This window comes from Solwaraspora sp. WMMD937 (assembly GCF_029581175.1).
GTDB lineage: Bacteria > Actinomycetota > Actinomycetes > Mycobacteriales > Micromonosporaceae > Micromonospora_E.
Genome location: NZ_CP120738.1, coordinates 3,512,645 through 3,534,886, shown reverse-complemented (window position 1 = coordinate 3,534,886; position 22,242 = coordinate 3,512,645). Strand labels below are relative to the sequence as shown.

Sequence of the window (22,242 nt, the reverse complement as noted above, 5' to 3'; positions counted from 1 at the left end):
TTTTTCTCCGATTCAGGCTTTATGCCGATTATTCGGCATTTGCCTGTTGTAACGCTGCAGCTGGCCCGGCCGATACGCGACCGGAGCTCACCCACCGACGGACGGGGCCTGCGCGACCGGCAGCTCGGCGGTCAATGCCGCCGTCCGCTCGGTGATCAACCGGGCCGAGGCCGCCTCGTCGTGGGCCGAGTCCCAGATGTGCGCGAAGTAGTCGCGGTGCCGTCCGATCCGCTGCGCCGCGTGGACGATCTCGTCCAGCAGTATGCCCTCGCGGTAGAGCAGCGCGTTCTCTTCGTCACCGAAGTCGAGCAACGTGAACGGTGCCAGCATCGCCATGATCGCCGCGTCGGCGAACGGCACGATCCGCACCCGCACGTTCGGTCGCCGCGCGACCCGTAGCAGGGCGGCGAACTGCCCGGCCATCACCCGCGGCCCGCCGATCGTGCGCCACAGCACCGACTCGTCCAGCACCAGGTGGAACTCCGGCGGATCGGGTCGGTCCAGCACCTGGTCACGACGACGCAACCGGGCCTCGAGCCGCAGCGCTCGGTCGGCCTCCGGCAGCTCGCTACGCCAGAAGTTCAACACGAACTCGCCGTACTCGCGGGTCTGCAGCATCCCCGGGATCAACGTCGGCTGGAACACCCGGATGGCGCTGGCCTCGCTCTCCAACTGCAGCAGTTGCAGCATCGCCGGAGTCAGGTGCTCCCGGTAGCGCGGCTCGTCCCACCAGCCCCGCAACCGGGAGGTACGGGCGTCGCGCAGCAGCCGCTCGGCCCGGTCGGCGTCCACCACACCGTACAGCTCCAACAACGCCCGCAGATCGGTGGTCGAGACCGAGACGCTGCCCTTCTCGATTCGGTTGACCTTGGAGACCGACCAGTCGAGGGCGTCCGCCACCTTGCCCTGAGTCAGCCCGGCCGACTCCCGGGCGCGACGCAAGGCGAGTCGGAGCCTGCGCCGCGCCGCCGCAGGGGACTCGCCGGACCCGGAATCGCCTGGCACGCCAGCCTTCTCGTCACGACAGTGGGTACCTGTCCGACCAGTATGCCCGTCGGCCGGCCTCCCGGTCAGCCCCGGCGGGCCTCAGGACGTCTTCAAACCTCCACCACGGTCGGTACGATCATCGGCCGGCGGCGGTACGCGTCGTTGACCCAGCGGCCGACGATCCGCCGGACCACCTGCTGCAGCTGGTGCGGATCGGTGATGCCGTCGGCGGCGGCCCGACCCAACGCCTCGGTGATCAACGGGACGACCGCGTTGAACGCCTCCGGATCCTCGGAGAATCCCTTCGCCGACACGGTCGGCCCACCGACCACCTTGCCGGTCACGGAGTCGACCACCACGGTCGCCGCGATGAACCCGCCGTCGCCGAGGATCCGCCGCTCGGTCAGCAGCGACTCGCCGACGTCGCCGACCGCGAGACCGTCGACGTAGACGTACCGGCTCTTGACGTGCCCGACCAGGGTGGCGTGCCCGTCCACCAGATCGACGACGTCGCCGTCCTCGCAGAGCACCACCCGCTGCGGGTCGAGACCGGACTCGATGCCGAGCCGGGCGTGCGCCCGCAGGTGCCGCCACTCGCCGTGCACCGGCAGCAGGTTGCTCGGCCGCACCACGTTGAGCAGGTAGAGCAACTCCCCCGCCGGCGCGTGACCGGAGACGTGCACCTTGGCGGTCTCCTTGTGGATCACGGTCGCCCCGGCCCGGGCCAGCTGGTTGATCACCCGGTAGACCGAGGTCTCGTTGCCCGGCACCAGCGAACTGGCCAGCACCACGGTGTCGCCGGGCGCGACGGTGATGTGCCGGTGGTCACCGGTCGCCATCCGGCCCAACGCGCTCATCGGCTCGCCCTGCGACCCGGTGGACATCAGCACGATCCGGTCCGGCGGCAGTGCCGTCGCCTCGTCCAGCCCGACCACCAGGCCGGCCGGGATCCGCAGCAGGCCGAGGTCCCGGGCGATGCCCATGTTGCGCACCATCGACCGGCCGATCAGCGCGACCTTGCGGTCGTACTCGTACGCCGAGTCGATCACCTGCTGCACCCGGTGCACGTGGGAGGCGAAGCTCGCCACGATGATCCGGCCGGTGGCCTTGCCGAAGATCGAGTCGAGTACCGGCCCGATGTCGCGTTCCGGGGTGACGAAGCCGGGGGTCTCGGCGTTGGTCGAGTCGGACAGCAGCAGGTCGACGCCTTCGGCACCGAGCCGGGCGAAGCCGGCCAGATCGGTGATCCGCCCGTCCAGCGGCAGCTGGTCCATCTTGAAGTCACCGGTGTGCAGCACCAGGCCGGCCGGGGTGCGGATCGCCACCGCGAGCGCGTCCGGGATCGAGTGGTTCACCGCGAGGAACTCGCACTCGAACGGCCCGATCCGCTCCCGCTGACCCTCGCGTACGGTCAACGTGTAGGGCTCGATTCGCCGCTCGGCCAGCTTCGCCTCGACCAGCGCCAGGGTGAACTGGGAGCCCACCAACGGAATGTCCGGTTTGTGGGCGAGCAGGTACGGCACCGCGCCGATGTGGTCCTCGTGGCCGTGGGTCAGCACGATCGCCTGGACGTCGGCGAGCCGGTCCAGGATCGGGGCGAAGTCCGGCAGGATCAGGTCGACGCCGGGCTGCTCCACATCCGGGAAGAGCACCCCGCAGTCCACCACCAGCAGTTTGCCGTCGAACTCGAATACCGTCATGTTGCGACCGATCGCGCCGAGACCGCCCAGCGGGATCACCCGCAGCCCGCCCGGCGGCAGCTGCGGCGGCAGGTCCAACTCCACGTGTGCCTGGCTCACGGCAGCTCCAGTCCGGCGTCGGCGCAGTCGGCCCGCAGCTGGTCCAGCTCGGCGTCGGTGGCCTCGACCAGTGGCGAGCGCACCGGACCGGCGGGCAGGTCGAGCACCCCGAGCGCCGCCTTGACCAGGATCGTGCCGGGGCTGCGGAAGATGCCGGTGAACAGCGGCAGCAATCGGCGGTGCAGGGCCAGCGCGGCGGCGTGCTCGCCGGCGACGTACGCCTCGATCATCTGCTTGGTCAACGCACCGGTCAGGTGGGTCGAGGTGCCGACCAGCCCGACGCCGCCGATCGCCAGCGTCGGCAGGGTGAGCGCGTCGTCGCCGCAGTAGAACGCCAGGTCGGTGCGGCCGGTCACCCAGGAGGTGGCGGCCAGGTCACCCTTGGCGTCCTTGACCGCGACGATCCGCTCGTGCTCGCCGAGCCGCGCCAGGGTCTCACTGCTCATCGCGATGCCGGTGCGGTGCGGGATGTCGTACGCCATCATCGGCAGCCCGGTCGCGTCGGCGACCTCGGTGAAGTGCCGGACCACCCCGGCCTGCGGCGGCTTGTTGTAGTAGGGCGCGACCACCAGCAGCCCGTGCGCGCCGACCTTTTCGGCGGCGACCGCCAGCTCGACCGTGTGCCGGGTGTCGTTGGTGCCGACACCGGCGACCACCCGGGCCCGGTCCCCGACCGCGTCGATGACGACCCGGAGCAGCTGCTCCTTCTCGGCGTCGGTGGTGGTCGGCGACTCGCCGGTGGTGCCACTGATCACCAGGGCGTCGTTGGCCTGCTCGTCGACCAGGTAGCTGGCCAGCCGGGCGGCACCGTCGAGGTCGAGCGAGCCGTCGTCGTTCATCGGGGTGACCATGGCGGTCAGGAGTCGCCCGAACGGGGTCGGTGTCCCCGCCCCGGGACCGGCTAGGTGGTGCTGCGTCATACGGACAACCTATCGGACGGCCGCATCGCGTTCTCAGCGCTGGTGGTGCGGGCCGGCGGCCTACTCCCCCTGCCGGGTGTACGGGCTCGCGGCGACCTCGCTGCCGTCCGGCAACCGGCTGATCTCGAAGTCGGCGAAGACGCTCGGCGCCACCCGCTGCAACTGCCGCAGGCACTCTACCGCCAGGTCGCGGATCTCCACGTCGGCATGTTCGGTGGCCCGCATCCCGATGAAGTGCCGCCACGCCCGGTAGTTGCCGGTGACCACGATCCGGGTCTCGGTGGCGTTCGGCAACACCGCCCGGGCCGCCTGGCGGGCCTGCTTACGGCGCAGCGTCGGGTTGGGTTCGTCGACGAACCGCTTCTCCAGACCCTCCAGCAGCTCGGTGTAGGCCCGCACGCTCGCCTCGGCGGCGGCGACGAACTGCCGGTGCAGCTCGGGATCCTCGGCGATCACCGCCGGCTCGATCATGGCCGCGTCGCGCTCCGGCACGTACCGCTGGGACAGCTGGGAGTAGGAGAAGTGCCGGTGCCGGATCAGCTCATGGGTCAGCGACCGGGAGATCCCGGTCAGGTAAAAGGTGACACTGCCATGCTCCAGCACCGACAGGTGCCCGCTGTCCAGGATGTGCCGCAGGTAGCCGGCGTTGGTGGCGGTCGCCGGGTTGGGCTTGCGCCACGACTGGTAGCAGGCCCGGCCGGCGAACTCGGCCAGGGCCTGACCGCCGTCGGCGTCGGTTGACCAGTCGACGTCGGCGGGCGGCTGGAACTGGGTCCAGGCGATCAGCGTGACCTGCGGAGACACGATTTCCGGCATTTCTCGGACTCTAGTTGCCGGCCGGTATCACGGGCAAACACGGCGTCCATCGGGCGGGCCGACCACCGGCCGCCCGCAGGGCGGCCGCAGTGGTCAGACGTAGAACCAGCTGAACGGCTCCCACGGCAGGTTGCGCAGCACCGAGAACGCCAGCCAGACGCCCAGCGACCAGCCGACCGCCGTCGGGCTGAGCGACAGCTGCGGCAGCCGCCAGCGGAACAGCTGCTGGCCGACCCAGGCCAGGTAGACGTAGAGCAGGAACGGAACGGCGAAGACCACCAGCAGGTGGTGCCGGGCGGCAGCGCCGAGATCACCGTTGAGCAGATACCAGACCGCCCGCGTCCCGCCGCAGCCCGGGCAGTCCAGCCCGGTGGTCAGCTTCAGCAGACAGCTGGGCGCCGCCTCCGCGTTGCTGGTCGTCGGATCGGTGATCACCGTGTAACCGGCGGCCGCGCCGATACAGCCGAGCACCGCCAGCGGGGCCAGCCAGCGCGGCGATCGGACCCAGAGCCGGTTGACCAGGCGGGTGAACCGGTCCGGTTGGGCTTGCGGCTGGTACGCGTACTGCTGGTGATAGTGCGAGTGATCGTCCGGGTAGGGACCGGCGTCGCCGGGCGGTGTCGGACCGTCACCGACGGGCCGTTGCACCGCCACGCCGTCTGGACCCGCCATCCGTCACGCCTCCCTTGATGCCGATCGTCCCACCGTACACCGGCCGGTCCCGCCGGCTCAGCCAACGACCAGGCCGCGCACCCGCCCGGTCAGCCAACGGCCACGCCGCGCGAACCGGCGGCGGGCAACGCCCGGGTCAGCGGGCCGGCCAGGTCGCCGGCGGCCGGTGCCGCGACCTGCGACAGGCCGAGCCAGCCGGCCAGCCGGATCAGCTCGCCGGCCAGGGCAGTCGCGGTCTGCTCCGGATCGGTGGTGGCACCCGGCACCGGCCAGGCGGCCGGCACCCGCAGCACCCCGGCGGCCCGGTCCGCCTTGAGGTCGACCAGCGCGGTCAGCCGGTCGCCTTCGAGAAACGGCAGTACGTAGTAGCCGTGCACCCGCTGCGCGGCCGGCACGTAGATCTCGATCCGGTACCGCAGCCCGAACAGCCGCTCGGTGCGGGCCCGCTCCCAGACCACCGGATCGAACGGGCTGAGCAGCGTGGCGGCCCGAATCCAGCGCGGCAACCGGGCCTGGTGGTGCAGGTAGGCGGGCTGCGACCAGCCCTGCACCCGGACCGGGCGCAGGATGCCGTCGGCGACCAGGTCGGCGACGACCGGCCGGACCGCCGCCGCCGACAGCCGGAAGTAGTCACGCAGCTCCGGCTCGGCGGCCACGCCGAGGCAACGGGCGGCGATCTCGACCAGCTGCCGGTGCGCCTGCGCCTCGGTCGGCGTCGGCGCGGCGACAACCCGGGGCGGCAGCACCCGCTCCGGCACGTCGTAGCGGCGGGCGAAGGTGCTGGTCCGCCCGGCGGAGCTGATCTCCCCGGCCCAGAACAGGTACTCCAGGGCGGTCTTGACCGCCGACCAGTTCCACCCCCAGTTGCCGCTCGGCCGTGTCGTGTCCAGCTCGAGCTGCGCGGCGGTCACCGGGCCGCGCGCGCGAACCTCGGCGAGCACCCGGTCGACCAGCTCCGGCTGTTCGACGGCGATACGTCGGATGCCGCCCCAGGCGTCGTCGCGGGCGCGGGCCATCCGCCAGCGCAGCGCCGGCTGCAGATCGACCGGGATCAACGACGCCTCGTGGCCCCAGTACTCGAACAGCTCCCGGGGGGCGTGCCCGGCGGCCCGGTCCAGCAGGTCGGTCGGGTACGGACCGAGCCGGCTGTACAGCGGCAGGTAGTGGGCGCGCTGTAGGACGTTGACCGAGTCGATCTGGATCAGGCCGACCCGGTCCAGCACCCGGCGCAGGTGCCGACGGTTCGCCACCCCAACCGGCACGGGGTCGGTGAAGCCCTGAGCGGCGAGCGCGATCCGGCGGGCCTGGGCGATCGAGAGACTGTCTGGTAAGGGCATCGCCAGGCAAGTTACCGCCCGGGTACGACATTGACGGCGGCACCGGAGGACCCGGCAGCCGGGCGCGGCCGATCTTCGCCGATCGGACCCGTCCGCCGCGGCGATTCTCAGCGACCACACACGATCGCCAGGCATAGTGGAACGCTCACCGGTCGTCCTGGAGGTCTGCCCCGATGGGTCCCCTGCTCGCACTTCTGAGTCTGCTGCTCCTGGTCTTCCAGTTGCTGCTCATCGCCCGCGCGATCCTCGACTGGAGCACCGTGCTGGCCGGGCCGAGCCCGCGTGACTCGCTCCGCTCCCGCGCCACCGCCGCTTTGCACACGGTGACCGAGCCGGTGCTGGCCCCGGTCCGGCGGGTGCTGCCGCCGTTGCGCGTCGGCGGCGCCGCCATCGACCTCTCCTTCATCGTCGTCTTCGTCGCCATCGTGCTGATCCGGGCGCTGCTGCCGTGACCGGTGGTCAGCGCGGTGCAGTCACCAGCAGCCGGCTGATGGTCTCGGCGACGCAGACCGGCCGGTCGCCGGAGTCGGCGGTGAGGGTCACCGCCATGACCGCCTGTACACCGCCGACGACCGGCTCCACCGAGGCGATGGCGGCCTCGGCCCGTACGGCGGAACCGGTACGCAACGGAGCCGGGAACCGAACCCTGTCGAGCCCGTAGTTGATCCTCGCCCGTACCCCGTCCACCCGGTACAGCCGGCGCATCAGTGCCGGAATGAGGGAGACGGTGAGAAACCCGTGGGCGACCGTGCCGCCGTACGGGCCGTCGGCCGCCCGCTGCGGGTCGGTGTGGATCCACTGATGGTCGTCGGTGGCCTCGGCGAACCTGTCGACCCGGTGCTGGTCGACCGGCAACCAGTCGCCTGGTCCCAGCGACTCGCCCACAGCCCTGGCCAGATCGTCGACGGAGGCGAAGATTCTCATCCCGTCAGTTTCCCAACCGGTTCGCACACGCTCGACGCGCAGCGGGGCCGGCCGGTCCACTCGACACCCGGCCGGCGCTGCTGGACGCCGGTTGTGAATCAGGATAGAAATGCCTATATGCCAGAAGTCAGGCAGGAGACCACGCAGGACGCCGAGGCGATCGCCGGGGTCCACGTCCGCGCGTGGCAGGCCGGCTACGCGGGCTTGATCCCCGCCGACGTACTCGACCGGCTCAACGTCGCCGCTTGGGCGCAGCGCCGCCGCGACGTCGGCACCGCCGACCCGGAGCACCCGTTCCGCACCCTGGTCGCCACCGAAGGCGAGCAGATCGTCGGGTTCAGCACCTTCGGCCCGTACCGGATCGACCAGGACCGGGACCAGCTCGATCCGACGTACGGCGAGATCGTCAGCATGTACGTCGACCCCGTCCACTGGGGCACCGGGGTCGGCCGGCTCCTGTTCACCGCATCGATCGCCGGGCTGACCGGGCAGGGCTGGCGCACGATGCGGCTGTGGGTGCTCGACGGCAACCAGCGGGCCCGACGGTTCTACCAGGCGGCCGGGCTGCGCCCGGACGGGGAACGCAGCGTCTACCAGGTGCCCCGCTTACCGGGGCAGACCCCGGTCGGGCTCGACGAGGTGCGCTACCTGGCCCGGATCGCCGGCGACCGGATCCTCACCCTGGCCGGCTGACATGTGATCGGAAGTTCAATCCGAGCTACGTGACTTCAGCGAAGGCACGGATTTCGGCTCGCAATTGTTCGGCCTTACAAGTGCCGGCAAATCGCTTGGTTCCGAGTATCTCGGCCATGCGTCCGACACGTTTGTGGATCCACGAGATGCGGCGCTCTGGTGGAAGATCGAGTACTGGGCGAACAGCGGCCGCTGCCTCGTCCAGCTTACCGACCTTCAGGTAGGCGGTGCCCTGATAAACGCGCGCCAGCGCTTCGTCGTCTAGCGATCGACCCTCCTCCGGACCGTTCTCCCACAGCCGAATCGCCTCCGACGCTTCTCGGGCTGCCCGATCTGCGTCTGAGGCTTCATCCAGCCAGATCAGGCTGCTGCCGGCATAATAGTGCTGTTTGGCCTCACTGAAGTCGAATATCCCGCGCTCCGAGGCTCTTGGGATCAACTTCTCCCGCTCATGTTGCACTTGGTCGAGGGCCCGGTTGCTGCCTGCCGAGTCCCCAAGGTTCGCCTTGCACTGGGCGTACCCACATATCAGGCGAAGTCTGCTCGCACTGGTAGCTGAGTGCGCGAGCCCATCCGTGACGGACGCGAGAGCTTGGCTATAGTTGCCGTCGAATCTGGCTATGAGACTCTGGGTTCCCCGCACCCAGGCTCGGAGCTCACGATCACCTGAATTTTCGGCACAGACCAGCGCCGCATCTGCATGCGTCATCGCTACCGCCGAGTCCCCCAAATCGAGAGCGGCGTACGCAAGCACCCCTTGAAGGCGGCCAGCTATCTGATACAGGTCGGCCAACTCATTCGGCCGGTACTGGCGGCTTCGTAGGCGGCGCAGGACGTCGCCTCGTAACTCTACAGCGGAATGCAGCATCGGCGCAGGAGCGGTGCCGAGGTATGCAGTCGAGAGCCGGGTCGTAGCTTGCTCCAGATCGGTCAGATCCATGGAATCTTCCACGGCTGCAATCATCTTTAGCGAGTCTTTGGTTGAGGCGGTCAGCATCCGCCCCGTCGCCAGAGCCTTTCGTCGCTGCTCCGCTGCGTCTCGCCATGCCGCCACCAGGAAACCATTAGCACCTAGTGCCCGGTCGGCAAGTTCGGCGAACTGTCGTTCAGGAAACTTGTCACCCTGTTCCACCTTTCCGATGTAGCCGCGATTGAATCGTATTCGTTCGCCAAGATCCCGAAGCGACCACTCGCGACCGACCCGACGTGCTCGCAGCACACCACCGAAGTGAGGCGGGTTGCCCTCATCGGCAACTCCTGGCTGTGATGTCATCGCGGCCTCCCCGCTGTCGCCCATCGCTGCCTACAGCCGTCAGGCGACAGGTTACCCCTACAGGTTCAGGTCGGCATCGTCCAGTGTGGGTTTGGCATAGGCGGATGACCATGTCGTTGATCAATAATCTCTACATTCGACGCCGTGACGCTCGCTCGTGCTGTACGTGCAATCGCTGTGCTGAAGTCGATCAAGTGGCCGTTGGAGGAGCGTTGTGGATTTTCTTTGCGACCGTGGCCGGTTTTCTCGTTGGCGTGGTGGGTGGGTTCGTGTTGTGCCGGTGTCGGCACCGGTGGTGTCCGGTGTGCGGGCAGACGTTGACCTGCCGGGACTGCACCGCGCCGATCGAGCGGACCTGGGGCACCACCACGCCACCACCACCGCTGTCGCAGTCGGGCCGACGCGGGCGGCGGTGGCGCAACCAGGCCGGGGTGCAGCACCGGTGACCCGGCTGGACGACGTGCTGCACGTGCCCGTACGGCCGGTCTGGTCCTGCTCCGGTTGCGGGCCGCAGGTCGACTGGCCCTGCGGGTACGCGCGGGCCGAGTTGACCGCGAACCTGGACCCGATCTCCCGCAGCATGTACGCGGCCGAGCGGATGGTCGAGGCCATCGCCGACCTGCCCGAGGAGGCGACACCAGGGGAACTGTTCACCCGGTTCCTGGCCTGGACGAGGCGGGCCGCCCGGTGACCGTCTACCGCACCTGCACCCGCGACTGGTCCACCACGACACCCGCAGCGGCACCGTTGGCGGAGCCGGCCGTACCACTGCCGCCGACCGGTCGGCTGGCCGACGAACTGTTCCTCATCGCCCACGACGACGTCACCGGCAAGCCGCGCGTGCCGACCAGGGTTGTCGGGCGTGGGCTGGCCGCCGCGATCCTCGCCGACCTGGCCTACGTCGGCGCGGTCACGGTCGCCGCGACCGGCAAGGTCGTCACCGGCACGGCTGCGCCGGGTGCCGTCGACCCGTGGGGCCGCACGGTGCTGCGCTGGATCGACACCGACACACCGCACCCGCCGGCCGCCTGGATCGACCGGCTCGCCGGGCACGCGTACCGCAGCGTCGCCGACCGGCTCACCGTCGCCGGGCTGGTCCGGCCGCGCACGGCCCGCCGCTGGTGGTGGCGTCGGGACACCGCATACCCGCCGGTGGACACGAACGTCGCCGCCTGGCCGTGGGCGCGGCTGACGATGCGGGTACGCCGCCACGCCCGCCTCAGCGCGCACGACAGCACGCTGGCCCGACTCTGTATGGCAACCGGACTCGACGGCCACATCCTCGGAGCCGACACGTTGACCGCCCGACGGCAACTACGGCAACTGCTCACCCCCGTACCGCCGGGGGTCGATCAGCTGGTGCGACACCTGGCCGCCACCGACCGACGAAGCCGGCACAGCCAGCACGACCGACAGAGCCAGTACGAACGACGAAGCCGGCACGGCCGACAGGGCCGGCGGTGACCGCGACCGCCGGCCCCGCCGGCACGGTGCGGGTGCGGCGCGCCGGGGTGCACGACGTGCCACGCCTGGCCCGGGTGCTGGTTGACGCGTTCGTCGACACCCCCGACGCCCGCTGGCTGATCCCCGACCCGGCACGGCGGCGCGACGTCTACCAGCGGCTCAGCCCCGGACTCCTGACCCAGGCGATGACCTCCGGCACCGTCCACACCACCGTCGACCGGGTCGCAGCGGCGCTGTGGCTGCCGTACCCGATCGCCCACACCACCACCGACCGGCAGACCGCCCGGCTACGACGCATCACCGGCCGCCACGCCGACCGGTTCCTCCGACTCGCCGCCCTGCTCCACACCCACGCCCCGCGCCAACCACACACCTACCTGGCGTACCTCGGGGTGGCACCGCACCGGCAGCGCAATGGCATCGGCGGCGCGCTACTACGTCACCGACACCGGATCTGCGATACCGCCGGCATCGCCAGCTACCTCGTCGCCACCAGCCCCGCCGCCCGCGACCTCTACCTACGCCACGGCTACCGACCCACCACCCGACACCCGCTGGCGTTACCCGACAACGGCCCGCCGCTGTGGCCGATGTGGCGGCAGCCGCAGCCGGCCAGCCCAACCACCGGCACCGCCGCACGATGACCCGGCATCCGGCGTCGAGGTGAGGCTGACGCACGTAAAGACGCAAAGATGACGTGCGTCAGCCTCACCTCGACGTGATCGGTCGACCGGCGGCCGGTGCCGGCCAGCGGGCGGACGGGTCCAGCTGGCGCACCGGCAGGAACAGCAGGAGGCCGAGGCTCACCCACACGTACGCGTTGCTGCCGACGAAGCCGGCCACGTTCGCGGCGTCGGATTCGCGCCAGATCCACACCAGCCGGCTGATCAGCAGCAGATAGCCGACCACGGCGAAGCCGAGCAACGCCCGGCGCCGCCGACTGCCCCGCGCCGCGGCCAGCCCGTTGTCCACCAGCAGGATCAGCGCCGGCAGCAACCACACCAGATGGTGCACCCAGGTGACCGGGCTGACCAGGCAGCCGACCACGCCGGTCAACGCCAGCCCGGTCGCCTCGTCGCCGGCGGCGACCGCGCGGCGGCACCGCCACGCCCACCAGATCAACGTGACCAGCACCAGCACCAGCCAGGCGACGGTGCTCGGATGCAGCGGATCGATCCGGGCGACGACCCCGCGCAGCGACTGGTTGGAGACGAAGTCCAGCGCGCCGACCCGGTCGGTGTTCCACAACGCCTGCGTCCAGAACTCCCGGGACGCGTCCGGGGCGACCGCCGCCGCGACCAGGGTCGCCACGGTCGCCGTACCGGCGGCGGTGACCGCCGCCCGCCACCGCCGGGTGACCAACAGGTAGACGATGAAGATGCCCGGGGTCAGCTTGATCGCCGTCGCCAGACCGACCCCGACCCCGGCGAACCGGCGCCAGCGCGGCGACACCGGCGAACCGGCCGCGACCAGCCACAGCAGGTCGGCCGCGACCAGGACCAGCAGCAGCGTGTTGACCTGGCCGAAGTTCACCGTTTCACGCATCGGCTCGTACGCGGCCACCAGGCAGGCGGCGACCGCGAAGGCGAACCAGCGGGTCCAGCCCGCACGGCGGGAGATCGGGTCGACCAGCCACCACAGCGCCAGTGCGCTGGTCACCACGGCGAGCGTCACGCTCACCACGATCGCCAGATGCCACGGCAGCACCGCCATCGGCGACATCACCAGCGCGGCGAACGGCGGGTAGGTGAACCCGTACTGGCTGAACGGCTTCATGTGGTCGTAGAGTTCGCCGCCGTCGCGCAGCCAGTGGCGCATCGCCCCGTAGTAGACCTTGAGGTCGAAGAAGCCGTGCCGTTCGGCGGCGACGGCGAGGAAGGCCGCGACGACGACCGCGAGTGCCGCGACGATCGCCACCCGCCGACCGGTGCCCCCGGCGGCCCGCTGCGGCATGGCCACCCCCCTGTCCGTACGCTGACCACTCATGGCGCTCGGATATGTCCGTCCTGCCCGACCGGGCGACGCTGGTGAGATCGCCCGCATCCAGTTGACCACCTGGCGGGTCGCCTACCGGCGGCTGCTGCCCCGCCAGGTGCTCGACGAGGTGGACGAGGACTGGCTGGCGCAGCGGTGGGACGCCGCGATCAACGATCCGCCGTCGCAGCGGCACCGGGTGCTGGTCGCCGTCGAGCAGGCCGAGCAATCCTATCTGGTGGGCTTCACCGCGTCCGGCCCGGCCGACGAGCAGGCCCTGGCCCCCGAGGAACCGGCCGAGGCGCTCGGTGACCGGGTCGCCGCCGTCACCGATCTGCTGGTCGAGCCGCGCTGGGGCCGGCGGGGACACGGCAGCCGACTACTCGCCGCCGCCGTGGACCTGTGGCGCACCGACGACTTCGACACCGCGCTCGCCTGGGCGTACGAACGGGACCCGGCGACCCGCAAGTTCCTCGGCTCGGCCGGCTGGGAGCCGGATGGGGCGACGCGGGCGTTGGATGTGGCCGACATGCTGGTGCCGCAGCTACGGCTGCACGTGGCGGTTCCACCGGCGGCCGAGGAGCAGTGACCTGGCCAGCCGGGAGCAGTGACCTGGCCAGCCGGGGACCAGGTAGGGCTCAGTCGAGCAGGCTGTCCAGCCCGACGGTCAGCCCGGGACGGCGCGTCACGGCCCGTACCGCCAGCAGCACCCCCGGCATGAACGACGCCCGGTCGTAGGAGTCGTGCCGGATCGTCAGGGTCTCCCCCGCCGTGCCGAACAGCACCTCCTGGTGTGCGACCAGGCCGGCCGCCCGCACCGAGTGCACCCGGATCCCGTCGATGTCCGCGCCCCGCGCGCCCGGCACCTCGGCGGTGGTGGCGTCCGGCATCGCGGCCGACCCGGCGGCGGCCCGGGCCGCCGCGATCACCCGCGCGGTATGTCCTGCGGTGCCGCTGGGCGCGTCCACCTTGGCCGGGTGGTGCTGCTCGATGATCTCGACGGACTCGAAGTGCCGTGCCGCCTTCGCCGCGAACTGCATCATAAGCACCGCACCGATGCCGAAGTTGGGGGCGATCACCACGCCGACCTCGGGCTTGTCGGACAGCCAGGAGCGGACCAGGTCGAGGCGCTGATCGGTGAACCCGCTGGTTCCGACGACCACGTTGATCCCCTGGTCGATGCACCAGCGCAAGTTGTCCAGCACCGCGTCGGGGTTGGTGAAGTCGACGACCACCTCTGCGGCGGCGTCCGAGGCGTCGGACAACCGGTCACCCTCGTCGATCGTGGCCACGAGTGCGAGACCGTCGGCCCCCTCGACCGCTCTGCAGACCTGCACGCCCATCCGGCCGCGGGCTCCGAGCACGCCGACCCGGACCGGCCCGTCGGACGACCGGGCGGCCACTGCGGAGCCGCCCGGAGGGACTGTCACATTCGTACCGTCTTCGCTCACCGGCACAACCTATCCCACCGGCGGGGACAACGGTCCGGCCAGCGCCTACCCCACCGGCGGAGACTGCGCGCCGGCCAGCATCGTGGACTCCACCGGTCCGATCACCGCCAGGGACATCGGCCGGGTGAGCAGCTCGGCGGCGACCGCGCCGACCTGTTCGAGGGTCACCGCCGCCACCTGACCCAGCAGCTGGTCCACGGTCAACTGCTCGCCGTAGAGCAGCTCCCCCTTGGCCAGCCGGCCCATCCGCGACCCGGTGTCCTCCAGGCCCAGCACATACCCGCCCCGGCTCATGCCCTTGCCCCGGGCCAGCTCGTCAGAGCTCAGCCCGTGCTCCACGACCGCCGCCAGCTCCGCCCGGACCAGCTCCAGCACCTCCTCGACCCGGCTCGGCGCACAACCGGCGTAGACGGCGAACGTCCCGCCGTCGGCGTACTGGCTGGCGTACGAGTAGACCGAGTATGCGAGCCCTCGGCGTTCCCGCACCTCCTGGAACAGCCGGCTGGACATCCCGCCGCCGAGGACGTTGTTCAGCACGCCGAGCGCGAACCGACGGTCGTCGCCGCGGCTGATACCCGGGCCGCCGAGCACCAGATGGGCCTGCTCGGTCTCTTTATGGCGCACCATCACTCGGGGCCGACGGGCGCGCACCGCCGGGGTGGCCGGGCGCAGCGGCGCCGGAGCACCGGGCCGTTCGGCGTCCAACGGGCTGCCCCGCAGCGCGGCCCGTACCTGGCGGACCACCGCCCGATGGTCGAGGTTGCCGGCGGCAGCGATCACCATCGCCCCGGGCGTGTAGCGGCGCCGGTAGAAGTCGTGGATCTGCCGGCGGGTCAACGCCGAGATCGTCGCCTCGGTGCCGGAGATCAGCCGGCCGAGCGGATGCGGGCCGAAGACGGCCTCGGCGAGCAGGTCGTGGACCTCGTCGTCGGGCTCGTCGTCGTGCATGGCGATCTCTTCGAGGATCACGCCACGTTCGGTCTCCACGTCGGCCGGGTCGATCACCGAGTTGGCCACCAGGTCACAGACGACATCGACGGCCAGCGGCAGGTCCTCGTCGAGCACCCGGGCGTAGTAGCAGGTGTACTCCTTGGTGGTGAACGCGTTGGTCTCGCCGCCCACGGCCTCGATCTGCGACGAGATATCCCACGCGGTACGTCGCTTCGTCCCCTTGAACAGCAGGTGTTCCAGGAAGTGCGACGCACCGGATCGGGCCGGGGTCTCGTCGCGCGAGCCGACCCCGACCCACACGCCGAACGACACGCTGCGCATCGCCGGAATCGCCTCGGTGATCACCCGCAGCCCGTTGGGCAGCACGGTACGGCGTACCGTGCCGCCCAACGGGTCGGCGGTGAGTGTCCGGGTCACCGGCCGGGACGGGCCCCGGCCGGTGACCGGTTCGGTCCGGGCCATCTCGGCCTACGTCAGCTGTGCCGGTTACGTCGACGGCGCTCGCCGCCCTCGCCACCGTCGCCCCGGCTGGGGCCCCGGTCGCCACGGTCACGCGGCCCGCGGTCGCCACGGTCGCGGCCACCGGGACGCTCGCCGCCGTCGGACGCGGCCGGTGCCTCGGCGCCCTCCGGACGGACCTTGTCCAGGTAGATCTTGCCGCGGGCGTCGATGTCGGCGATCTGCACCTCGACCTTGTCGCCGACGTTGAGGTGGTCCTCGACCCGTTCGACCCGCTTGCCGTCGCCCACCTTGGAGATGTGCAGCAGTCCGTCGCGGCCGGGCAGCAGCGAGATGAACGCGCCGAACGCGGCGGTCTTGACGACCGTGCCGAGGAACTTGTCGCCGACCTTCGGCAGCGTCGGGTTGGCGATCGCGTTGATCCGCTCGACGGCGGCCTCGGCGGCCGGCCCGTTGGTGGCACCGACGTAGATGGTGCCGTCGTCCTCGATCGAGATGTCCGCGCCGGTCTCGTCCTGGATCGCGTTGATGGTCTGGCCCTTCGGACCGATCACCATACCGATCTTGTCGACCGGGATCTTCACCGTGGTCACCCGGGGGGCGTGCTCACTCATCGCAGCCGGGCCCTCGATCGCCTGGCGCATCACCTCAAGGATGGTCATCCGGGCCTCGCGGGCCTGCTGCAGGGCGCCGGCGAGCACGTCCGACGGGATGCCGTCGAGCTTGGTGTCCAACTGCAGCGCGGTGACGAACTCGGGGGTGCCGGCCACCTTGAAGTCCATGTCACCGAACGCATCCTCGGCGCCGAGGATGTCGGTCAGCGTGACGTACCGGGTCTGCCCGTCGACCTCGTCGGAGATCAGGCCCATCGCGATCCCGGCCACCGGAGCCTTCAGCGGCACCCCGGCCGACAGCAGCGACAGCGTGGAGGCGCAGACCGAGCCCATGCTCGTCGACCCGTTGGAGCCGAGCGCCTCAGAGACCTGCCGGATCGCGTACGGGAACTCCTCGCGGGTCGGCAGCACCGGCACCAGGGCCCGCTCGGCGAGCGCACCGTGGCCGATCTCCCGCCGCTTCGGTGAACCGACCCGACCGGTCTCGCCGGTGGAGTACGGCGGGAAGTTGTAGTTGTGCATGTAGCGCTTGGACTTCTCCGGGGAAAGGGTGTCCAGCGTCTGCTCCAGCCGGAGCATGTTGAGCGTGCTGACCCCGAGGATCTGCGTCTCGCCGCGCTCGAACAGCGCCGAGCCGTGCACCCGGGGCAGCACCCCGACCTCGGCGGTGAGTGGGCGGATGTCCCGCGGGCCACGGCCGTCGATGCGTACCTGCTCGCGCAGCACCCGGGACCGGACCTCCGACTTGGTCAGCGACCGGAAGGCCGCACCGACCTCCTTCTCCCGGCCCTCGAACTGCTCGCCGAGCTCGCCGGCGACCTTGTCCTTGATCCGGTCCAGCGCGTCCTCACGCTCCGCCTTGGAGGCGATCTTCAACGCCTCGGCGACCTCGTCGCGGCCGGCGGCCACGACCGCGTCGTAGACATCGTCACCATAGTCAAGGAAGACCGGGAAGTCGGCGATCGGCTTCGCCGCCACCTCGGCCAGCTCGCTCTGCGCCCGGCACAGCTCGCGAATGGTCGGCTTGGCCGCCTCCAGCCCGCTGGCCACCACGTCCTCGGTGGGGGCGGTGGCGCCACCGGCGATCAGCCCGACCGCGTGCGGAGTGGCCTCGGCCTCGACCATCATGATCGCCACGTCGCCGTCCGGCAGTGCCCGGCCGGCGACCACCATGTCGAAGGTGGCCCGGGACAGCTCGTCCAGGGTCGGGAAGGCCACCCACGCGCCGTCGACGTGGGCGACGCGGGTCGCCCCGATCGGGCCGGAGAACGGCAGGCCAGACAGCTTGGTGGACATCGACGCCGCGTTGATCGCGATCACGTCGTACGGGTGGGCCGGGTCCAGCGCCAGCACGGTGGCCACCACCTGGACCTCGTTGCGCAGGCCCTTTGCGAAGGTCGGGCGCAGCGGCCGGTCGGTCAGCCGGCAGGTGAGGATCGCCTCCTCGCTGGGCCGGCCCTCGCGGCGGAAGAACGATCCGGGGATCCGCCCGGCGGCGTACATCCGCTCCTCGACGTCGACGGTGAGCGGGAAGAAGTCGAGGTGCTCACGCGGCTGCTTGCTGGCGGTGGTCGCGGATAGCACCACGGTGTCGCCCAGCTGGGCGATCACCGAGCCGGCGGCCTGGCGGGCCAACCGCCCGGCGGAGAAGGTGACCTCGCGGGTGCCGAAGGCTCCGTTGTCGATCACGGCGGTGCTGCGTTGGGTGCCGAGATTGTGCTGCTCGGTCATGGTGATGTCGCGCTCCTTTACGCGTCGTGGGGTCACGACCTCGGGGAGCTGCTCAACCGGCCGGTCATCGATCGAAGCGCCCGGGGGAGCCGGCGTGGTGGCCGGCTGGCCCGGGGGCCACTACCGAGGACCGGTACGTTGACCGGCTCCCTTCGACGGGTGGGGTCGTGGTGCCCGGTGTGTCGAATGGTGGTGGTGCGGCGCGGCGGGGTCGCGGACGACCGCCGCCGCGCCGCTACGTCACCGCCGCAGGCCGAGCCGCTCGATGAGCGACCGGTAGCGGTTGATGTCCTTCTTCTGCAGGTAGTTGAGCAGCCGGCGGCGCCGGCCGACCAGCAGCAGCAGACCACGACGGCTGTGGTGGTCCTGCTTGTGCACCTTGAGGTGCCCGGTGAGGTCGGCGATCCGCTTGGTGAGCACCGCGACCTGGACCTCGGGCGAACCGGTGTCCGCGTCGGCGGTGGCGTACTCTTCGCGGATCTTGCGCTTGGCTTCCTGATCGAGCGCCATGGTCTCCCTGAATCTGTGTGGGGTCGTCCCTCGTCTCGGCACCCGCGGCGTCGTGCAGGCAGACGAGACGAATCGTCGGTGGTCCGACGCTGCCTTCAGGCTACCAGCCAGTCGGCACGGGGGCCGGCAAGGCCACGGTGCGTCGTATCGCCACTGCCCACCGGGGTCGCCGACGCCGAGTCACGCCCCGCTCGTCGGCCGGGACACAGCCCCGCTCGTCGGCTCGGGTCAGGCGCCGAGCACCGTACGGACCTGGGCGACGTCCTCGTTCATCTGGGCGACCAACGGACCGACCCCGTCGAACCGGCGGGTCTCCCGCAGCCGGGCGACGAAGTCGATTGCCACCTGCTCGCCGTAGATGTCCCGGTCGAAGTCGAGGACGTACGCCTCCACCCGGCGGTCGCGGCCGGCGAAGGTGGGGTTGGTGCCGATGGAGGCGGCAGCCGGCAGTCCGGGGCCTCCTCCGCTGAGCCCGTCCGGACGGACCGGGCCGTCCGAGCGCACCAGCCGGGCCGCGTAGATGCCGTCCGCCGGCACCGCCGCGTATCGCGGGGTGAGCAGGTTCGCGGTGGGGAAGCCGATCTCCCGGCCGCGACGGTCGCCGCGGACCACCACCCCTTCGAGGCGGTGCGGCCGGCCGAGTGCGGCGGCGGCGGCGGTCACGTCCCCGGCGTCGATACAAGCTCGGATGTACGTCGACGAGAAGACAGTGCCACTGTCGGTGATCAGGCTGGCGTCCTCCACGGCGAACCCGAACCGGCGGCCGAGCCGCGCCAGCAGCGCGACGTCGCCGGTGGCCCGGTGCCCGAACCGGAAGTTCTCCCCCACCACCACCACGGCGGCGTGCAGGTGCTCGACCAGCAGGTCGTGAACGAACTGCTCGGCGGTCAGCCGGGAGAACTCGACGGTGAACGGCAGCACGCAGAGCACGTCCACGCCGAGCGATTCGATCAGCTCGGCCTTGCGGGCCGGCCCGGTGAGTACCGCCGGATGGCTACCGGGCCGCACCACCTCCGCCGGATGCGGGTCGAAGGTCACCACCACGGACTGGATACCGAGGTCACGGGCCCGCTTGACGGCGTGCCCGATGGTTGCCTGATGCCCGCGGTGGATGCCGTCGAACACCCCGATGGTGACCACCGCGCGGCCCCAGCCGCCACCGGCCGCCTCCACTCCCCGCCACCGCTGCATGATGCCTCCCGCCTGTGCCGCCAAGGTTTGCCCAACCGGGTGACCGGCCGGGTTCGATGCTGTCACGCCGGCGCGAGCACGATCTCCGCGCGGGCCCGGCCGTCGCGTTCCGACACCACCGCGAGCAGTTCGCCGTCCGGGGCGTAGACCGCGTACGGCCCGGGCCGGCCGACCGGCGTTATCGGGCCACCGTGGCCGAGCACCCGGGCCTCCTCCGCGCCGACCTCTCGGCTGGTGAGGAGCCGACCGGCGGCGGCCGCCAGGGGCAACTGCACCACCTCCGGTGCCCGCTGCTCAAGCTCGGCCAGGGTGGCGGCTTCGGCCGCCGTGAACCCGCCGACCGCGGTCCGGCGCAGCGCGGTGAGGTGCCCACCGACGCCCAGCGCGGCTCCCAGGTCCCGGGCGATGGCCCGGATGTACGTGCCGGACGAGCAGGCCACCTCGACGTCGACGTCGACGCTGCCGTCGGTCGGCGGGTGAACGGCGACCGCGTCGAGGTGGGAGATGGTCACCCGGCGGGCGGCCAGCTCGACCTGCTCGCCGGAGCGGACCCGCCGGTACGCCCGCTGCCCGTTGATCTTGATTGCGCTCACGGCGCTGGGCACCTGGTCGATCTCCCCGGTCAGCGCGGCCAGGCCGGCCCGGATCCGTTCCTCGGTGACACCGTCCACCGGCGACCGGTCGGTGACCTCCCCCTCGGCGTCGTCGGTCACCGTCGACACGCCGAGCCGGATGGTGGCCGTGTAGGTCTTGCCGACGCCGATCACGTAGGTGAGCAGCCGGGTGGCCCGGTTCACCGCGACCACCAGCACGCCGGTCGCCATCGGATCCAGGGTGCCACCGTGGCCCACCCGCCGAGTGCCGGCCAGCCGCCGGATCCGGGCGACGACGTCGTGCGAGGTCATCCCGGCCGGCTTGTCGACCACGATCAGTCCGTGCGTACTCACGACTGCCAAGCCTGCCAGATTCCGATGCGCCGTGGCGATCAGGTCCGGCCCGCTGACGGACGCGGCGATCAGGTCCGGCCGGCCGGCACGCCAAGCACCGTCCACCGCGGCGACTTCAGCCGGTGGACCAGCCCGACCAGCCGGACCAGCATGAACACCGCCAGCCCGGCCCAGATGCCGGCCAGACCGAGGTCGAGCAGGTAGCCGGCCCAGATAACCGGCAGGAATCCGCCGAGCGCGCCACCGATCGTGAGGTCACGCAGGTAACGCAGATCACCCGCCCCGATGAAGACCCCGTCCAGAGCGAAGACCACCCCGGCCACCGGCTGCAACGCCACGAACTACGGCCAGATGACCATCGCCTGGTCATGCACCCCGGGGTCGGGACTGAACCAGCCGGGAATCACCGGGGCACCGACGGCGAACAGCACCGCGAACCCGACGCCGGCAACGGCGCCGGACAGCACCAGCCGGCGGGCGAGCAGCCGGGCGCCCGCCGCGTCTCCGGCGCCCAGCGCCGCGCCGACCAGCGACTGCCCGGCGATCGCCAGCGCGTCCATCGCCAGCGCGGTGAAGAACCACAACTGGATGGCGATCTGGTGGGCACCGACCTGGATGGTGCCGTACCGGGCCGCGACTGCGGTGGCGGACAGGAAGCTCACCTGGAACGCGGCGCCTCGGATCAGCAGGTCACGTCCGACGGTGAGGTGGGTCAGCAGGAGGTGCGGCCGGGGGTGCAGCGGTGCCCCTGCCGTCACCAACGCCCGGACGAAGAGCAGACCGCCCAGGGTCTGCGCGACGACGTTGGCCACCGCCGAGCCGGTCAGCCCCAGACCCAGCGGATAGACCAGCACCGGGCAGAGCACAGCGGAGACGATGTTGGCCGCCAGCACGTACCGCACCGGACGGCGGGTCTCCTGCACCCCGCGCATCCAGCCGTTGCCGGCGGCGGCCAGCAGCAGACCCGGCGCACCCCAGGCAGCGATCCGCAGCCACTGCTCGGCGGCGTCGGCGACCGGGCTGTGCTGCCCGGCGAGCCCAGCGGTGATCGGACCGGCCAGGATCTGCAGCGCCATGGCGAGCAGCAGTCCGGTGAACGCCCCGAGCCAGGACGCCTGGACTCCCTCGGCCAGGGCGGCGGTCCGGTCACCGGCGCCGTATCGGCGGGCGGCGCGGCCGGTGGTGCCGTACGCCGTGACGGTGCCGAGCCAGGCGGCCACCGACATCACGGTGCCGCCCACCGCGACGGCAGCGAGGGCCACCGGCCCGAGACGGCCGACGACGGCGGTGTCGACGAGGACGTAGATCGGCTCGGCCGCCAGCACGACGAGAGCGGGCAGTGCCAGGCGCACGATCCGTCGGGCGGACGCCGACTGTGGTTCGGGCCCCGGGCCTGACGGTGGAGATGGGGGCGCCGTGCGGAAGGTGGCCATCGAGGTACAGCCTGACAGCCGATTGGTAAGGAGTGCTATTGACTGGGTCACTTACCCAGGCGGATCACCGCGCACCGAGGCGACAGCACCGACCCA

At 71.2% G+C, this 22,242-nt stretch carries 21 protein-coding genes and 1 pseudogene; 6 read left to right on the top strand and 16 right to left on the bottom strand.

The features are described from left to right. Positions 1 to 87: 87 nt before the first annotated feature. The 6 genes from O7621_RS15495 to O7621_RS15470 all read right to left on the bottom strand — a co-directional run bounded on the left by O7621_RS15495 (position 88) and on the right by O7621_RS15470 (position 6,531). The gene (locus O7621_RS15495) at positions 88 to 1,005 is read right to left on the bottom strand and encodes a helix-turn-helix transcriptional regulator (RefSeq protein ID WP_282229932.1); all 918 of its coding nucleotides are present in this window, start codon (positions 1,003 to 1,005) and stop codon (positions 88 to 90) included. A gap of 92 nt (positions 1,006 to 1,097) precedes the next feature. Continuing rightward, a complete protein-coding gene (locus O7621_RS15490) occupies positions 1,098 to 2,786 on the bottom strand; it encodes a ribonuclease J (RefSeq protein WP_278168003.1) in 1,689 nt (562 codons plus the stop codon). Then, positions 2,783 to 3,706, bottom strand: coding sequence for a 4-hydroxy-tetrahydrodipicolinate synthase (gene dapA, locus O7621_RS15485; RefSeq protein ID WP_282229931.1), 924 nt, complete (start codon positions 3,704 to 3,706; stop codon positions 2,783 to 2,785). The genes O7621_RS15490 and dapA overlap by 4 nt, the downstream gene beginning before the upstream one ends. 60 nt (positions 3,707 to 3,766) lie before the next feature. Beyond that, positions 3,767 to 4,522, bottom strand: a complete 756-nt coding sequence (gene thyX, locus O7621_RS15480; protein WP_282229930.1) for an FAD-dependent thymidylate synthase — start codon at positions 4,520 to 4,522, stop codon at positions 3,767 to 3,769. A gap of 93 nt (positions 4,523 to 4,615) precedes the next feature. Beyond that, entirely contained in the window at positions 4,616 to 5,194 is a 579-nt protein-coding gene (locus O7621_RS15475; RefSeq protein WP_282229929.1) for a DUF2752 domain-containing protein, read from the bottom strand. 89 nt (positions 5,195 to 5,283) lie between these two features. Next, positions 5,284 to 6,531: a crosslink repair DNA glycosylase YcaQ family protein gene (locus O7621_RS15470; RefSeq protein ID WP_282229928.1), complete on the bottom strand. Its 1,248-nt coding sequence runs from the start codon at positions 6,529 to 6,531 to the stop codon at positions 5,284 to 5,286. 173 nt (positions 6,532 to 6,704) lie between these two features. Between O7621_RS15470 and O7621_RS15465 the strand changes: the two genes are divergently transcribed. Continuing rightward, entirely contained in the window at positions 6,705 to 6,983 is a 279-nt protein-coding gene (locus tag O7621_RS15465; protein WP_282229927.1) for a YggT family protein, read from the top strand. A 7-nt stretch (positions 6,984 to 6,990) separates the two neighbouring features. Here O7621_RS15465 and O7621_RS15460 read toward each other — a convergent pair whose 3' ends face one another. After that, positions 6,991 to 7,455 carry a MaoC family dehydratase gene (locus O7621_RS15460; protein ID WP_282229926.1) on the bottom strand — a complete coding sequence of 155 codons (465 nt, stop codon included), beginning with the start codon at positions 7,453 to 7,455 and terminating at the stop codon, positions 6,991 to 6,993. A 117-nt stretch (positions 7,456 to 7,572) separates the two neighbouring features. Between O7621_RS15460 and O7621_RS15455 the strand changes: the two genes are divergently transcribed. After that, complete coding sequence (locus tag O7621_RS15455; protein WP_282229925.1) at positions 7,573 to 8,148, top strand: GNAT family N-acetyltransferase; 576 nt, start codon at positions 7,573 to 7,575, stop codon at positions 8,146 to 8,148. Positions 8,149 to 8,173: 25 nt separating this feature from the next. On the opposite strand, the gene O7621_RS15450 is transcribed toward O7621_RS15455, so the two are convergent. After that, positions 8,174 to 9,421 (bottom strand): helix-turn-helix transcriptional regulator, encoded by a 1,248-nt coding sequence (locus O7621_RS15450; RefSeq protein WP_282229924.1) that lies wholly within the window; start codon positions 9,419 to 9,421, stop codon positions 8,174 to 8,176. A gap of 304 nt (positions 9,422 to 9,725) precedes the next feature. Between O7621_RS15450 and O7621_RS15445 the strand changes: the two genes are divergently transcribed. From O7621_RS15445 to O7621_RS15435, 3 genes are read left to right on the top strand one after another with little or no spacing between them, the layout of a single operon-like run. Then, complete coding sequence (locus O7621_RS15445) at positions 9,726 to 10,112, top strand: hypothetical protein (protein ID WP_282229923.1); 387 nt, start codon at positions 9,726 to 9,728, stop codon at positions 10,110 to 10,112. Next, positions 10,109 to 10,885: a GPP34 family phosphoprotein gene (locus O7621_RS15440; protein WP_282229922.1), complete on the top strand. Its 777-nt coding sequence runs from the start codon at positions 10,109 to 10,111 to the stop codon at positions 10,883 to 10,885. Before O7621_RS15445 ends, O7621_RS15440 begins: the two co-directional genes overlap by 4 nt. Next, positions 10,882 to 11,529 carry a GNAT family N-acetyltransferase gene (locus O7621_RS15435; RefSeq protein ID WP_282229921.1) on the top strand — a complete coding sequence of 216 codons (648 nt, stop codon included), beginning with the start codon at positions 10,882 to 10,884 and terminating at the stop codon, positions 11,527 to 11,529. The genes O7621_RS15440 and O7621_RS15435 overlap by 4 nt, the downstream gene beginning before the upstream one ends. A 64-nt stretch (positions 11,530 to 11,593) precedes the next feature. On the opposite strand, the gene O7621_RS15430 is transcribed toward O7621_RS15435, so the two are convergent. Then, positions 11,594 to 12,838: a glycosyltransferase 87 family protein gene (locus O7621_RS15430; protein ID WP_348775318.1), complete on the bottom strand. Its 1,245-nt coding sequence runs from the start codon at positions 12,836 to 12,838 to the stop codon at positions 11,594 to 11,596. A 31-nt stretch (positions 12,839 to 12,869) separates the two neighbouring features. On the opposite strand from O7621_RS15430, the gene O7621_RS15425 reads away from it, so the two are divergent. Further along, on the top strand, positions 12,870 to 13,448 hold the full coding sequence (locus O7621_RS15425; RefSeq protein ID WP_282229920.1) for a GNAT family N-acetyltransferase: 579 nt from the start codon (positions 12,870 to 12,872) through the stop codon (positions 13,446 to 13,448). Positions 13,449 to 13,497: 49 nt separating this feature from the next. Here the strand turns inward: O7621_RS15425 and dapB are convergent, their stop codons facing one another. From dapB to O7621_RS15390, 7 genes and pseudogenes are all read right to left on the bottom strand, one after another. Further along, positions 13,498 to 14,262, bottom strand: a complete 765-nt coding sequence (gene dapB / locus O7621_RS15420) for a 4-hydroxy-tetrahydrodipicolinate reductase (protein WP_282234606.1) — start codon at positions 14,260 to 14,262, stop codon at positions 13,498 to 13,500. A 93-nt stretch (positions 14,263 to 14,355) separates the two neighbouring features. After that, the gene (locus O7621_RS15415; protein ID WP_282229919.1) at positions 14,356 to 15,723 is read right to left on the bottom strand and encodes a pitrilysin family protein; all 1,368 of its coding nucleotides are present in this window, start codon (positions 15,721 to 15,723) and stop codon (positions 14,356 to 14,358) included. Positions 15,724 to 15,734: 11 nt separating this feature from the next. After that, a complete protein-coding gene (locus tag O7621_RS15410; RefSeq protein ID WP_282229918.1) occupies positions 15,735 to 18,065 on the bottom strand; it encodes a polyribonucleotide nucleotidyltransferase in 2,331 nt (776 codons plus the stop codon). Between the two features lie 240 nt (positions 18,066 to 18,305). Next, the gene (rpsO, locus tag O7621_RS15405) at positions 18,306 to 18,575 is read right to left on the bottom strand and encodes a 30S ribosomal protein S15 (protein WP_123600601.1); all 270 of its coding nucleotides are present in this window, start codon (positions 18,573 to 18,575) and stop codon (positions 18,306 to 18,308) included. A gap of 228 nt (positions 18,576 to 18,803) precedes the next feature. Continuing rightward, a complete protein-coding gene (locus O7621_RS15400) occupies positions 18,804 to 19,766 on the bottom strand; it encodes a bifunctional riboflavin kinase/FAD synthetase (RefSeq protein ID WP_282229917.1) in 963 nt (320 codons plus the stop codon). 62 nt (positions 19,767 to 19,828) lie between these two features. Then, positions 19,829 to 20,713: a tRNA pseudouridine(55) synthase TruB gene (truB, locus tag O7621_RS15395; RefSeq protein WP_282229916.1), complete on the bottom strand. Its 885-nt coding sequence runs from the start codon at positions 20,711 to 20,713 to the stop codon at positions 19,829 to 19,831. A gap of 68 nt (positions 20,714 to 20,781) precedes the next feature. After that, positions 20,782 to 22,146, bottom strand: a pseudogene (locus O7621_RS15390) (MATE family efflux transporter). Between the last annotated feature and the right edge of the window lie 96 nt (positions 22,147 to 22,242).

Coding starts and splice junctions, on each gene's coding strand:
- dapA (WP_282229931.1), bottom strand. CDS start 3,706: ATGACGCAGCACCACCTAGCCGGTCCCGGGGCGGGGACACCGACCCCG.
- thyX (WP_282229930.1), bottom strand. CDS start 4,522: ATGCCGGAAATCGTGTCTCCGCAGGTCACGCTGATCGCCTGGACCCAG.
- O7621_RS15475 (WP_282229929.1), bottom strand. CDS start 5,194: ATGGCGGGTCCAGACGGCGTGGCGGTGCAACGGCCCGTCGGTGACGGT.
- O7621_RS15470 (WP_282229928.1), bottom strand. CDS start 6,531: ATGCCCTTACCAGACAGTCTCTCGATCGCCCAGGCCCGCCGGATCGCG.
- O7621_RS15465 (WP_282229927.1), top strand. CDS start 6,705: ATGGGTCCCCTGCTCGCACTTCTGAGTCTGCTGCTCCTGGTCTTCCAG.
- O7621_RS15460 (WP_282229926.1), bottom strand. CDS start 7,455: ATGAGAATCTTCGCCTCCGTCGACGATCTGGCCAGGGCTGTGGGCGAG.
- O7621_RS15455 (WP_282229925.1), top strand. CDS start 7,573: ATGCCAGAAGTCAGGCAGGAGACCACGCAGGACGCCGAGGCGATCGCC.
- O7621_RS15450 (WP_282229924.1), bottom strand. CDS start 9,421: ATGACATCACAGCCAGGAGTTGCCGATGAGGGCAACCCGCCTCACTTC.
- O7621_RS15430 (WP_348775318.1), bottom strand. CDS start 12,838: ATGCCGCAGCGGGCCGCCGGGGGCACCGGTCGGCGGGTGGCGATCGTC.
- O7621_RS15425 (WP_282229920.1), top strand. CDS start 12,870: ATGGCGCTCGGATATGTCCGTCCTGCCCGACCGGGCGACGCTGGTGAG.
- O7621_RS15415 (WP_282229919.1), bottom strand. CDS start 15,723: ATGGCCCGGACCGAACCGGTCACCGGCCGGGGCCCGTCCCGGCCGGTG.
- O7621_RS15410 (WP_282229918.1), bottom strand. CDS start 18,065: ATGACCGAGCAGCACAATCTCGGCACCCAACGCAGCACCGCCGTGATC.
- rpsO (WP_123600601.1), bottom strand. CDS start 18,575: ATGGCGCTCGATCAGGAAGCCAAGCGCAAGATCCGCGAAGAGTACGCC.
- O7621_RS15400 (WP_282229917.1), bottom strand. CDS start 19,766: ATGCAGCGGTGGCGGGGAGTGGAGGCGGCCGGTGGCGGCTGGGGCCGC.